The organism is Pedobacter riviphilus (assembly GCF_014692875.1).
In the GTDB taxonomy this organism is placed as follows: domain Bacteria; phylum Bacteroidota; class Bacteroidia; order Sphingobacteriales; family Sphingobacteriaceae; genus Pedobacter; species Pedobacter riviphilus.
The window spans coordinates 3446430-3459943 of the sequence record NZ_CP061171.1; the positions used below are offsets into that span (position 1 = coordinate 3446430).

Annotated in this window: 13 protein-coding genes and 1 pseudogene; 5 read left to right on the forward strand and 9 right to left on the reverse strand. The window is 37.9% G+C overall.

Annotated features, from left to right (window positions below):
* Positions 1-92 precede the first annotated feature (92 nt).
* Positions 93-1454 (reverse strand): acyl-CoA dehydrogenase family protein, encoded by a 1362-nt coding sequence (locus tag H9N25_RS14045; RefSeq protein ID WP_167295375.1) that lies wholly within the window; start codon positions 1452-1454, stop codon positions 93-95.
* 137 nt (positions 1455-1591) lie between these two features.
* Between H9N25_RS14045 and H9N25_RS14050 the strand changes: the two genes are divergently transcribed.
* Positions 1592-1966: a YtxH domain-containing protein gene (locus H9N25_RS14050; protein ID WP_190326314.1), complete on the forward strand. Its 375-nt coding sequence runs from the start codon at positions 1592-1594 to the stop codon at positions 1964-1966.
* A 111-nt stretch (positions 1967-2077) separates the two neighbouring features.
* Here the strand turns inward: H9N25_RS14050 and bshB1 are convergent, their stop codons facing one another.
* Genes bshB1 through H9N25_RS14065 form a run of 3 tightly spaced genes read right to left on the reverse strand, consistent with a single transcriptional unit; the run spans position 2078 to position 3936 of the window.
* Positions 2078-2794: a bacillithiol biosynthesis deacetylase BshB1 gene (gene bshB1 / locus H9N25_RS14055; protein WP_167295377.1), complete on the reverse strand. Its 717-nt coding sequence runs from the start codon at positions 2792-2794 to the stop codon at positions 2078-2080.
* 8 nt (positions 2795-2802) lie between these two features.
* Positions 2803-3315 carry a glutathione peroxidase gene (locus H9N25_RS14060; RefSeq protein WP_190326315.1) on the reverse strand — a complete coding sequence of 171 codons (513 nt, stop codon included), beginning with the start codon at positions 3313-3315 and terminating at the stop codon, positions 2803-2805.
* Positions 3316-3321: 6 nt separating this feature from the next.
* Positions 3322-3936 (reverse strand): DUF4294 domain-containing protein, encoded by a 615-nt coding sequence (locus tag H9N25_RS14065; RefSeq protein ID WP_190326316.1) that lies wholly within the window; start codon positions 3934-3936, stop codon positions 3322-3324.
* Between the two features lie 109 nt (positions 3937-4045).
* Between H9N25_RS14065 and H9N25_RS14070 the strand changes: the two genes are divergently transcribed.
* From H9N25_RS14070 to H9N25_RS14080, 3 genes are all read left to right on the forward strand, one after another.
* Positions 4046-6253, forward strand: coding sequence for a RelA/SpoT family protein (locus H9N25_RS14070; protein ID WP_055906427.1), 2208 nt, complete (start codon positions 4046-4048; stop codon positions 6251-6253).
* A 163-nt stretch (positions 6254-6416) separates the two neighbouring features.
* The gene (locus H9N25_RS14075) at positions 6417-6914 is read left to right on the forward strand and encodes a Fur family transcriptional regulator (protein ID WP_167295380.1); all 498 of its coding nucleotides are present in this window, start codon (positions 6417-6419) and stop codon (positions 6912-6914) included.
* 37 nt (positions 6915-6951) lie between these two features.
* Positions 6952-8232: an adenylosuccinate synthase gene (locus H9N25_RS14080; RefSeq protein ID WP_190326317.1), complete on the forward strand. Its 1281-nt coding sequence runs from the start codon at positions 6952-6954 to the stop codon at positions 8230-8232.
* Positions 8233-8445: 213 nt separating this feature from the next.
* On the opposite strand, the gene H9N25_RS14085 is transcribed toward H9N25_RS14080, so the two are convergent.
* Positions 8446-8874 (reverse strand): hypothetical protein, encoded by a 429-nt coding sequence (locus H9N25_RS14085; protein ID WP_190326318.1) that lies wholly within the window; start codon positions 8872-8874, stop codon positions 8446-8448.
* A 70-nt stretch (positions 8875-8944) separates the two neighbouring features.
* Here H9N25_RS14085 and H9N25_RS14090 point away from each other — a divergent pair, with 70 nt between their 5' ends.
* Positions 8945-10201: an anthranilate synthase component I family protein gene (locus H9N25_RS14090; protein WP_190326319.1), complete on the forward strand. Its 1257-nt coding sequence runs from the start codon at positions 8945-8947 to the stop codon at positions 10199-10201.
* Between the two features lie 202 nt (positions 10202-10403).
* Here H9N25_RS14090 and H9N25_RS14095 read toward each other — a convergent pair whose 3' ends face one another.
* The 4 genes and pseudogenes from H9N25_RS14095 to H9N25_RS14110 all read right to left on the reverse strand — a co-directional run bounded on the left by H9N25_RS14095 (position 10404) and on the right by H9N25_RS14110 (position 13386).
* A complete protein-coding gene (locus tag H9N25_RS14095; protein WP_190326320.1) occupies positions 10404-11210 on the reverse strand; it encodes a M48 family metallopeptidase in 807 nt (268 codons plus the stop codon).
* A gap of 96 nt (positions 11211-11306) precedes the next feature.
* A complete protein-coding gene (gene plsY, locus H9N25_RS14100) occupies positions 11307-11954 on the reverse strand; it encodes a glycerol-3-phosphate 1-O-acyltransferase PlsY (RefSeq protein ID WP_029279402.1) in 648 nt (215 codons plus the stop codon).
* A gap of 49 nt (positions 11955-12003) precedes the next feature.
* A pseudogene (nadC, locus tag H9N25_RS14105) lies at positions 12004-12866 on the reverse strand (carboxylating nicotinate-nucleotide diphosphorylase).
* A 121-nt stretch (positions 12867-12987) separates the two neighbouring features.
* A complete protein-coding gene (locus H9N25_RS14110; protein WP_167295385.1) occupies positions 12988-13386 on the reverse strand; it encodes a DUF4783 domain-containing protein in 399 nt (132 codons plus the stop codon).
* Positions 13387-13514 lie beyond the last annotated feature (128 nt).

The window sequence follows — 13514 nt, forward strand, 5'->3', positions numbered from 1 at the left end:
CTCCGACTCGTTATTTCGTCATTGAGTTTGAAAACTCATTACCATTAGCCAATTCTTAGAGACGCTGCGCTTAACTCTACGAACAGGAAAGATTAAACAAAAGCCGAAAATCCTGTAATAGCTCGACCAACAATCAGTGTATTAATTTCTTTTGTACCCTCGTAAGAATAAATCGCCTCAGCATCGGCTACAAAACGGGCCACATTATATTCTAGTAAAATACCGTTTCCACCCATTACCTCCCGGGCTTTACTCACTACATCACGTGTACGTAACGAACAAAAGACCTTGGCCAAAGAGGCATGTTCATCCTTTAACAAGCCCTGATCCTGCAATTGTGATAACCTAAAACACAGCGTTTGCATAGCCGTTAAATTCGATAACATCTCTACCAGGTGATTTTGAATCAATTGAAAAGATGCAATGGGTTTACCAAACTGTTTTCGGTTACGGGTATACTCCAAAGCATTTTCATAAGCACCACGGGCACAGCCTACAGCCTGCCAGGCAACCCCTGCCCTTGTCATTTGCAGTACTTTAGCAGTGTCTTTAAATGAGTTTGCATTTTGCAAACGATCAGCCTCTTCTACCTCACAATTGGTTAAGGTAATAATTCCATTCTGCACAATCCGTAAAGCCATTTTATCCTGCATTTTCTCTACGGCAAAACCCGGATTATCTTTTTTTACAATAAACCCTTTCACTTCTGCACTTTCCTCATCGCGTGCCCAAATAATTAAAATATCTGCAAAAGTGGCGTTACCGATCCATTTTTTCTGGCCATTTAACACCCATTTACCATTTATTTTTTTGCATGTTGTCGTTAGTCCTCCAGCAGCAGCCGAGCCCACTTCAGGTTCGGTTAGTCCAAATGCACCAATAATTTTAAATTGCTGCATCAGTGGTAACCATTGCTGTTTTTGTTCTTCCGATCCACATAAATAGATCGACCCCATGGCCAAGCCACTCTGTACACCAAAAAAAGTAGAAATCGAGGTATCAATCCTAGCCATTTCCATCGCCAAAATCCCTTCCATCAAATTCGATTTACCCGGACAGCCATAACCTTTATAGGTTAAACCACAGATATTCAGTTCAGCTAGTTTTGGGATAATTTCGAAAGGGAATTCTGCTTTATTCCAGTAATGATTTACGATGGGTTTTACTTCTTTTTCTAAAAAAGCACGAACTTTTAACTGAAGTTCACGGTCTTCATCTTTTAAGGCTTCATCTCCTAAATGGTAAAAATCACCTTCAATGGGTGGCAATTCTTTCTTTTTACCCGATCCGCCCATCATTTTCATCATGCCCTGGATCTGTTTATCATCCAGGTTCGATATGGTTTCGACCATTTTGGGTAAATCAACTTTCTTCGATAAAGTTTCCAGTTTATCGAAATCTACATGTTTAAAAAGATTGTACGCGTTTTTGAGAGATGAGAATATATTCGCCATTATTATTCGTTTTATGAATAACAAATAAGCCGTGGTTTTGTTGTCTTTGGGCTAAAGGTTTTAACAAAAGCAGGGTACCCGCAAAAATTTAAAACTAAGTCTGATCTAAATTGTTATTTTGAAAAAATTAATTAACTATGAGCATAGAAAATCAAAATCAGGACCAAGAACAAAGTTTCTTCGATAAAGCAAAAAATAAATTAAACGAATTAAAAGATAAAGCAGAAGATGCTTGGGAAGATGTTAAGGACAAGGCAGAGGATACATGGGAAAATGTAAAAGACAAAGCCGAAGAGTTAAAAGACAAGGCCGAAGACAAGTATGATGAGCTAAAAACAAAAAGCGCATTTGCGGCCGGCGAAGCCAAGGGAAATGTAGAGGCTACCGGCGAAAATCTGAAAGATAAAGCTAGCGATTTGGCAGACAAAGCTGCGGATAAAGTTGATGAGCTTAAAACTCAAGCTGCTTTCAAAGCCGGTGAAATAAAGGGTAATCTTGACGCCAGTAAATAATCATTTGTTTTTAAAAACTAAAAAGGCAAACCGAATAGGCTTGCCTTTTTTATTTCAATTACTAAAAAATTTATTGATTAAAACGGGAGAAAATGGCGACTACCTAAACGACTACCTCAAATCAAATAAATTATCAACGCCTAGCAATTTTCTCGAGGTAAAACCTTCGCCAAAAGTGGCGCCGATGCTCTTTCCGAATTCTCTTGCACGGCCGATTACACTTTCAAAAAACTCGGGAGATGAAATATAAGTCTGCAATCCATCTACATCAGGATTATAAAACTGTGTTTTAAAAGCCTTGATAGATTCAATTTTCTTATCCATATGATCAGATATATCTACGATAATATCAGGCTTTAAATACCTATCTTGAATGAATTGCAATAACAATCTTGGGCGATGTGCTTCTTGCTTAACCCCATCAATTGATGTTTCTATTTTTGGCAATCCCGATAAAAAAACCGAATCGTAAACGAGGTCGCCTGCCCTTCCGTGATCAGGATGGCGGTCTTCCAGCGCATTGCTTAAAATAATTTCTGGCTGGTATTTCCTAATGGCTTTAATTACTTCCAAACGGTGAAATTCATCATTCTGAAAAAAGCCATCCCTCAACCTTAAATTTTCACGGACATGTAAACCTAAAATTTTAGCAGAGGCCACTGCTTCTTCATCTCTCGTTTCTGCTGTACCCCGTGTACCCAGTTCGCCACGGGTTAAATCTACAATCCCGACTTTTTTACCAAGGGCAATATGTTTTAAAATGGTACCTGAACAGCAAAGCTCGGCATCATCGGGATGCACGGCTATAACTAAAATATCTAATTTCATTGTTTAATCTATTGGGAATTTTGATTCAGCAACTGCTGAATTTTCTTTTTAATTTTCGAACTCAATGGCTTGGTGAATGGCAAAAAATAATCTATCAACTCGCCATTTTTGTTCACGATGTATTTATGAAAGTTCCAACGGGGTTTCGAACTCAATTTTGAATTTTGTTTCTTATCGCTCAAAAACTGATAAAGTGGGTGGGCATGCGGTCCTCTAACCATAATCTTATCAAAAACCGGAAATTTCACACCATGGTTAATCTCGCAAAAAGATGAGATATCAGAACCGTTTAGTGGCTCCTGTTTTCCAAAATCATTGGTGGGGAAGCCCAGAATTTCAAAATCAGGGCTATTAATCTCGTCTTTAAGTTGTTGTAGCTCTTTTAATTGTGGCGTAAAACCACACGCTGATGCTGTATTTACAATTAAAACAACTTTGTTCCGGTAGGCTGATAATGGCTGTTCTTCACCATTAATTTTCTTAACCTTAAACGAATAAATATTCGGAATGCGTTCCTGCATTATATTTTATTGATAAAATCCTGAAGTACGGATAATAGATTCTATATCCCTATCCTCGTTCGGATCGTAAGTGCTTTTTAAATTATGTCCTACCACACGGGCAACAATCTGATAAGAAAATGCAGCAAAACCACCCTTGGTCTGCTTTATAATGTCGTATGTTGTTCTACCCACCTCGCGGTCGATCAGTTTCGTTAAAATCTGACCTTGAGTAATCGTTAACTCCTTTATTTCGCGGTTAAACATATCTTTAATTTCTTTATCGCATTGTTTAACCAGTTGTTTCTGTTCCTTTTTTTCTGGTGTACGGGCAATATCCTGCTCCAACTGTTCGTATCTACGTTTTGCAAACATTGCATATGGCATTACTTTTAATACGTTATACCGTAATCGGTTGTACGCAGCCTGTTCTGCCGGCGATTTCCATATCCTTGCGGCATAAATAGATACATCATTAAGCTGCATCCACGGAATCATTACACCATTATCATTTGTTGAGGCTACTCTTATTGTATCGTTTTTACCCAATTTAGGGAATATTGGCGTGGCAGGATCCTGAGCCCGTAGCGAAATGCTACAAATCATTACAATACAAAGAAAAAAGAGCCCTTTAATTTTCATAAATTTATACTTTTACAAAGTTAGGTGTTATTTCATATATTAGTTGTTTCACAAAACTAATATAAGTTTTATTCATAAATAAGACGCATTTTTTACGCAAAAAATACAAATGAAAACAGAGTTAGTGATTGATTTAGAGGCGGAAAAGCAAGAGATTCTAAAAAGATACAGGGCATTATTACGGGCAAGCAAATCTACTTTACAGAAAGGCGATAAAAAAGAAATCAGGAAAGCTTTTGATATGGCGCTGGAAAGCCATAAAGATATGCGCCGAAAATCCGGTGAACCTTACATCTACCACCCTATCGCTGTAGCGCAGATTGCTGCTGAAGAAATTGGCCTTGGAACAACCTCTATTGTATGTGCCTTGCTCCATGATGTGGTAGAAGACACTGATATCACTTTAGAGGATATTGAGCGCGAATTCGGTAAAAAAACTGCTAAAATTATAGATGGTTTAACCAAAATATCCGGTGTTTTCGATACCAATAGCTCATTACAGGCCGAGAATTTCCGAAAAATGCTGCTAACCCTGGCCGATGATGTGAGGGTAATCCTGATCAAACTCGCCGATCGTTTGCACAATATGCGTACAATGGATTTTATGCCTCGCCACAAGCAGCTTAAAATCGCTTCAGAAACCATTTATTTATATGCTCCATTAGCCCATAGATTGGGTTTGTATGCCATAAAATCAGAGCTGGAAGATCTTTCGATGAAATATCTTGATCCTGACACCTACAAATTCATAGCAAAGAAATTAAACGAGAAAAAAGCAGAACGGGCACTGTTTATCAAAAAATTCGTTGAGCCTATTGATGAGATTGTTCATGAGCAAGGTTTAGTGGCCGATGTTTATGGCAGGCCAAAATCAATCCACTCTATATGGAACAAGATGAAAAAGAAAAATATTCCTTTTGAGGAGGTTTATGATCTTTTTGCCATCCGGATTATTTTGGATTCGGCCCCTGAAAATGAAAAGGCCGATTGCTGGAAAGCGTATTCAATTGTAACCGATTTATACCGCCCAAATCCCGATCGATTGCGCGATTGGGTTTCATCGCCAAAAGGAAACGGTTACGAAAGTTTACATACCACGGTAATGGGGCCACGCGGACAATGGGTGGAGGTGCAGATCCGTACGCAGCGCATGAACGAAATTGCAGAGAAAGGTTTCGCTGCACACTGGAAATACAAAGAATCGAGCAATGATAACGGTCTGGATCAATGGATCCAGAAAGTTCGCGAAATGCTGAGCAATCCTGAAGCCAATGCTTTGGATTTTCTTGATGATTTCAAAATGAACCTTTTCTCGGATGAGATTTTTATTTTCACGCCAAAAGGCGCTTTGATCCAGCTACCTTTAGGTGCTACAGCATTAGATTTTGCTTTCGAGATACATACCGACGTTGGGGCTACCTGTATCGGCGCGAAGGTTAACCATAAGCTGGTTCCCATCTCATACAAACTTCAAAATGGCGATCAGGTGGAGATTATTACCTCGAGCAAACAAACGCCTAAGGAAGATTGGTTAAATGTGGTGGTTACTGCAAAGGCTAAATCAAAAATCAAATCCTCTTTAAAAGAGGAAAAACGGAAAATTGCCGAAAATGGCAAGGAAATCTTAGAAAGGAAGCTAAAATCGTTAAAAATCACTTATAATACCGATAATTTACAAAAACTCAGTTATTTCTTTAAGCTGCCTTCTACGCAAGAACTTTTTGTGAATGTTGCCCTCGGAAAAATAGAACTGAAAGATATTAAAGAATACCTATCGAGCGAGAAAGAAGTTGAAAACCGTGGTCCGGAACGCCCTGAAAATCTTTCTGTTGATGGAATCAAGAGTAAAATTAAAGGTGGGGAATCTGATATCTTACTCATTGGTGAAGATATGCAGCGAATTGACTATACATTGGCAGCTTGTTGTAACCCAATACCTGGCGATGATGTTTTTGGATTCATCACGGTGAGCGAAGGTATAAAGATACACCGCACCAATTGCCCAAATGCAGCACAGTTAATGGCTAATTATGGTTATCGCGTGGTAAAAGCCAAATGGAACAAACAACAGGAATTAACTTTCTTAACTGGCTTACGCATTGTAGGTATTGATGATGTGGGCTTAATTAACAACATTACCAGGGTAATTTCTACCGACTTTAAAGTAAATATGAGGTCGATTACTGTTGATACCAATGAGGGGATTTTTGATGGTTCGATTATGATTTTCGTAAACGATACCGAACACCTGGAAAACCTGATTAAAAATTTATTAAAAGTTAGAGGGGTTACTGGCGTAACGAGGTTTGATGCCTAATAGGTCCGAAGTCAGGATTTTGAGTACTAAGTCGTAAATTATTTGAGTTTACTTCTGACTCCCGACCGCAGACCTCCGACTTAATACAAATCTGTGTAATCATTTAATCTGTGTAATCATTTTTCAAAACTAATTGACTACCTTTGAATGGAGTTTAAAAACTATGTCAGAACAAAAAACAAATGAGCTCGTTCGCAAGATTTTTGAGGCTTATTTAGAAAACAAAAATCTACGTAAAACACCAGAGCGTTTCGCTATATTGGAAGAAATATATTCAAGAAACGACCACTTTGATGTAGAAACCCTTTATATCCACATGAAAAACCAAAAGTACCGCGTAAGTCGTGCTACGGTTTATAACACATTGGAGTTATTGGTTTCATGCGATTTAGTTACCAAGCACCAGTTTGGTAAAAACATGGCACAATTCGAAAAATCGTATGGTTACCGCCAGCACGATCACGTCATCTGTATCGAGTGCGGTAAAGTAGTAGAATTCTGCGATCCCCGTATCCACCAGATCCAAACTATGGTGGGTGATCTTTTAAAATTTGATATTAAACACCATTCGTTAAATCTTTATGGCTTCTGTTCTGATTGCAGTATGGCCAGAAAAGTAAACGAAAATGTAGCTACAGCTGCAAAAATTGAAGCAAATTAAATCAAAATTCAAATAAAACCAGCTTAATTTATTAATAATGACGCAAGTAGATGTACTTCTCGGCCTGCAATGGGGCGATGAAGGAAAGGGAAAAATCGTTGATGTACTAAGTCCAAAATATGATCTTATTGCCCGTTTTCAGGGTGGCCCAAATGCCGGACATACTTTAGAGTTCGATGGCAAAAAATTCGTTTTAAATACAATCCCTTCAGGAATTTTTAACGAAAAAACCATGAACCTTATTGGTAATGGCGTAGTAATCGACCCTATTATCCTAAAAAGAGAGTTAGATAATTTAAAAAAAGCTGGTCATGATCCTATTGCCGATGGCAAATTGGTAATTGCCCGTAAAGCACACTTAATTTTACCAACCCACCAATTATTGGATGCGGCTAACGAAGCACGCATGGGTAAAAATAAAATTGGATCAACCTTAAAAGGTATTGGTCCAACGTATATGGATAAAACCGGCCGTAACGGTTTACGTGTTGGCGATACCACCCTACCTGACTTCAAGGAGCGTTATGCTAAATTGGTAGAAAAACATACTGAAATCCTTTCTCATTACGAAGGTTTCGAATATGAATTAGCCGAAAAAGAAGCATCATTCTTTGAAGCAATCGAATTCCTAAAAACAATTCCTCATGTAGATAGTGAACATTATGTGAATGGTTTCTTAAAAGAAGGAAAAGCGGTTTTAGCAGAAGGTGCGCAAGGAACGTTATTGGATGTTGATTTCGGATCCTATCCTTTTGTAACCTCAAGCAACACTACTACGGCTGGTGCTTGTACCGGTTTAGGTATTGCCCCAAACAAAGTTGGTGCTGTTTACGGTATATTTAAAGCATATTGCACACGTGTTGGTGGCGGTCCATTCCCTACCGAATTAGATAACGAAGTTGGCGAAAATTTACGCGCTTTAGGTCACGAATTTGGCGCAACTACAGGCCGTGCCCGTCGTTGTGGCTGGATCGATCTTCCTGCTTTAAAATATGCCATCATGTTAAACGGTGTAACCGAATTAATTATGATGAAAGCCGATGTTTTGGACACTTTCGATACCATTTATGCTTGTACCCACTACGAATATAATGGCGAAACGATTGATTACATGCCTTATGACATTATTTCTATCGAACCAAAACCAGTATTAAAAGCAATTGATGGTTGGGCTACCGATGTAACTAAAATTACTTCTGTGGATGAAATTCCAGCTAAATTGACTGATTACATTGCGTTCTTAGAAAAAGAATTAGAAGTGCCTATTAAATTCCTTTCAGTAGGACCAGACAGAGCGCAAACTTTGGAGTTACGTTAAAAACACCCAATTCCGTCACCCTGAATTTATTTCAGGGTCTTTTAGATGTTGAAATAAATTCAGCATGACGACCAAAATAAAAAAAGCAATCCATAATCGGGTTGCTTTTTTCGTTCTAGAGTTGTCAACTTTAATGGCAGAAGCACAAGAAAGCCGATAATTCTTTATCAATTGAGATAGCAAATTAACTTAGCAACCTGCTTATGAGCATCCTTAATCCTCTAACCAAAATAACTCAGAGAAAACATATTTAGCCTTTTTCGGGATTATAAAATTCTCAGGTACAGAAACAATCACTTCTTTTAAATCTTTGCGTTTGATGTCGCCTTTCATAATATTAACACCCTTAAAAAATGGAAGGGCTTTGTCAGGACCACATTCAGCGAAAACATATAATGTATCTCCTGTTGATTCTTGCTTACATACATACAAGTTTACCTGTTCTTTGTCGATCCCGCAGCGTTTCATACTTGGAAAGAACCATAAAATATCTACTATTGCACAAGAATCTTCTGCATTAGTCGTTTCCATTTTCACTTTTGCAGCCTGGAGTTTGTTCAAATAAACTTTTCTTTGTTCCAGCATCGAGCAACTGAATATTAGTGCAGCAGCAAGGAGGAGAAATAGATACTTTAATTTCATAACTTAATAATTATCCAAGATAAAATTAATTTCTTACAATTCTCATCTCAATTTCTACCTTTGCCGCAGCTTGAAAACCCTACAAAACATATCCGATTTTAAACAAAAAGCATTACACTGGGCCAACCAGTTCGAGGTTTGTTGCTTTTTAGATTCGAATCATTACAAAGACGATTATTCTGCCTACGACTTTATGATCGCAGCAGCTGCACAGGATGAATTAAAGTGTTCGGCAAGCAATGCATTTGATCAATTAAAAAGTTTTTATGCTACACATAAACAATGGATTTTTGGTTTTTTCAGCTATGATCTAAAAAACGAAATCGAAGATCTCAGTTCAAGTCATTTGGATGGTTTAGATTTCCCTGATCTTTACTTTTTTGTTCCAAAATATTTAATAGCTTTTAAAGATGGCAAGGCTGAAGTTTTAATTGGCCATCATTCCATCTTGGATGATATCGAATCTTTTCGATCAGAAGCAGAAACTAAGCTAAATTCGATTAAGATTGCGCAAAGGTTATCAAAAGATCAATACATTCATAAAGTAGAGGCCTTACAAGATCATATTATTAGGGGTGATATTTACGAAATTAATTTTTGCCAGGAATTTTTTTCCGAAAATGCAGAGATAGATCCTATCCAAACTTTCGAGGCGCTGAATCAAGTTTCTCCTACCCCATTTGCAGGTTGTTTTAAAGTTCACGGTAAATATATTTTATCTGCAACACCAGAAAGGTTTTTATGCAAACGTGGATCTAAACTTACCTCACAGCCCATTAAAGGCACCGCCAAAAGAAGTTCTGATCTGGCGGAAGATGAAGCCATAAAGCAACAACTCAGGAATGATATTAAAGAACAGGCCGAAAATGTAATGATAGTTGATCTGGTGCGTCATGACCTCACTAAATCGGCTGTTAAGGGTTCTGTTACAGTAGACGAGTTATTTGGCATCTACAGCTTCCCACAGGTCCATCAAATGATTTCTACCATTAGCTGTGAACTAAATCCAGAGATCCATTTTATCGATGCCATTAAAAACGCATTTCCAATGGGTTCTATGACGGGTGCTCCAAAGGTTAAAGCCATGAAATTGATTGAAGAATACGAAGTAACCAAAAGGGGCATTTATTCGGGCTCTTTTGGCTGCATCAGTCCGGATGGAGATTTCGACTTTAATGTGGTGATCCGAAGTATTTTATACAATGCTGAATCTAACTATCTATCCTTTCAGGTTGGTGGCGCTATTACATACGAATCTGACGCAGAAAAGGAATATGAAGAATGTCTGCTTAAAGCCAGTGCAATTTTGAAAGTGCTGGGCAATTAGTTCATTTGTTCACTGGTAATTAGTTTATTGATCATCGGTTCATTGTTCAGCGCAATTCGTCATTTTGAATTTATTTCAGAATCTTGGTGATTGGAAAGCCTCTGAAATAAATTCAAGGTGAGGATAAAGAAAAAGGTGGAAGGCTCTGCATCATGCATAAACCCTCCACCTTTCTTACCTTTAGCACTAAAAACCCTACACCTTATTTCTTATAATACTGCTGTGCTTCAGGTAAATATTTTTGGATCTGTGTAATACGCGTAGCATCACTTGGGTGGGTACTTAAAAACTCAGCTGGCTTTTGAGCTCCCGCAGATGCAGCCGACATCCTGTTCCAGAAAGCAGTAGCATTTTGTGGATTGTATCCAGCCATGGCCATAAAAATTAACCCTAAACGGTCGGCTTCTAATTCTTGATTGCGGCTGAATTTTAACATCGCTACTGGTGTACCAACACCGTAAAGGGTATTAAAAATAGACTGTGTTTTTGGGTTTTTAGATAATGCTACACCCGCTGCTGCACCAATACCCTGGGCAACCATTTCCTGCGACATCCGTTCTGCAGAGTGACCTGCAATAGCATGGGCAATCTCATGGCCCATTACGGTTGCTAAACCAGCGTCATCTTGGGTAACAGGCAAAATACCCGTATAAACCACAATCTTTCCTCCTGGCATACACCAGGCATTTTTCTCGTTGTTCTGAACCACATTAACCTCCCACTGGTAATCTGCAATTAGGTTACCGTAGTTATTGCTGTTCATATACGATTTTACAGCTGTAATTAATCTACTGCCAACGGTTTTAACTTTCAAAGCCTGTGCATTCGAGGCGGGCAAAACCGTAGTTTTATTCTCCGTTAAAAAGGTGCTGTAAGCTTGGAATGCCATTGGTAAAACCTGGTCGTTACTCACTAAATCAAATCGGCTACGCCCAGTTAAAGGGACGGTAGAACATGAGTTAAATAATAAAATCCCAGCAACACTTGCCGTTAAAAATAACTTTTTCATAAATGCGATTTTAAATGATTAGTAAATACTGATAAGCAAAACCGAAGATTAAACAGTAAGCCTATAAATAAGTTTTGGTGAAATGTGTTTTGTTAATTAATTAGTTTTCTTCCTAAACAAATACACTTTAGATTCTTTGCCCTTCAGCAATCTTTCGAGGTTTTTTTGATGCGTAACTAAGATTAAAATGCAAACCACCATGCCGTAAAGCACTTCAGATTTGATAGAGACCTGAAACAAGAAGACCACACTTAGCGGAAAAGTAAATCCTGCGCAAATGGAGCTTAATGAAACATATTTAGTTAACAGCAATACCACCACAAAAACCAGAACACAAAGCATAGATGCTTCGAAGTTAACTGCCAAAATCATTCCAAAAAGTGTAGCAACCCCTTTGCCCCCCCTAAAACCTGCAAAAACTGGAAACAAATGTCCCATTACTGCAGTTACACCGAGTGCAAGTTGATAATTTACGAAAACTACTGAATTTTGCGGCCCGGTTACCGACATGCCGATCAGATAGGCCAGATTGGTTGCAGTATAGCCTTTTGCAATATCGATGATCATAACAGCAATTCCGGCTTTTTTCCCCAATACCCTAAAAGTATTGGTAGCACCAGCGTTACCACTTCCGTATTCCCTTACATCAACGCCGTAAAAGGCCTGACCAAGCCATACAGCTGTTGGTATAGATCCGAAAAGGTAAGCAATTAATAGCGCGCTGAGAGAATAAACCGTAACCATAGCCTACAATGATACAAAAAATAAGCTTTTAATTTTATAGCAAATCACTTTAGTATGCTTTTAAACTCATATCCAGGCTTTTCACAGAATGTGTAAGTGCACCCATCGAAATAAAATCTACTCCACATGCTGCATATTCAGCAACGTTCTCTTCAGTAATTCCTCCTGAAGCCTCTGTAATAAATTTACCATCTATTAATTTAACCGCTGCCTTTAAGTTTTCGAAACTAAAATTATCAAGCATAATACGATCTACGCCGCCAATGGCCAAAACCTGAGATAACTCTTCCAGGTTCCGTACCTCAATTTCGATCTGAAGAGATTTATTTTGATCTATAAGATATTTTTTAGCGGCTGTAATGGCGTTTGAAATTCCCCTGCATAATCTACATGATTATCCTTAATTAAGATCATATCATATAAACCAATGCGGTGATTTACACCTCCTCCTATCCTTACTGCCCATTTTTCTAAATAACGAAGCCCAGGAGTGGTTTTACGGGTATCTAAAATTTTGGTTTTAGTTGTTTTTAACAGTGCAACAATCCGATGGGTTTTAGTAGCAATACCGCTCATGCGTTGCATGCAATTTAAAACCAATCGTTCGGCAATTAAAATAGAATGTGTACTTCCTGAAACGGTTAAGGCAATATCTCCTACTTTTACTGTTACACCATCTTGCAAAAGTACATCAACCTTTAAAGTATCGTCAACCTCTTTAAAAATCTCAAGGGCTAATTCAACTCCAGCCAAAACGCCGTCTTCTTTGATAATCAGTTTTGCTTTTCCCTGCGTTCCTGGTGGAATTGTTGAAAGTGAAGTATGATCTCCATCACCAACATCTTCGGCAAGGGCATTTTTTATGAATTGATGTATAAGTTGAGTATCCAAAATGTAGATTTTATGCCGCAAAAATAAGAATTATTTGTTAGCAGACAATTTACTGAAGGGTTAAAGTGATTTGTTAACCTGAGTAATCTAATTCAACATACTACCGGAAACGCTTCGAAGGCCGAGCTAATTTTTAATGACCTTAATCTTTAGCTGGTTCAATCCTTAATTCGGTGATCGAAAAGCTGGTATTGAATTTTTTCATGGTGATAGACACCCTGAAAGTCTCTTTGGCGGTACTTAGAATAATTACACCAAAACGATAATTTGGATTTGTATTAATTTTATGAAAAATACTTGTTTTTACTGGAGGATGTTTAACAAAAAAATCTCTTAAAATCTGTTCACCCTGTGCTTTAGAGTATACATCTTCTTCATCAACAATAATAAGTTCGATAGTTGAGGCGAAATTTTTTGCAATTTCTTTTGAGTTGCTGGCCTTAAAATACGACGATAAATCATCAATAATATCTGCCTGAAGCGCTGTAGGGTGATATAATGACGACAAACTAATAATGAGTAAAAATAAGCTCCGGATCATTTCTGTATTTTATACAGAACCCTATAGCTAAAATTATGCCATTAGCACATCAAAAAAAGGATTTCTTCATTTGTATAAGCTTCAATAAAGTTATATTTGCGATATAAACAAAACACTAAAACATGTTA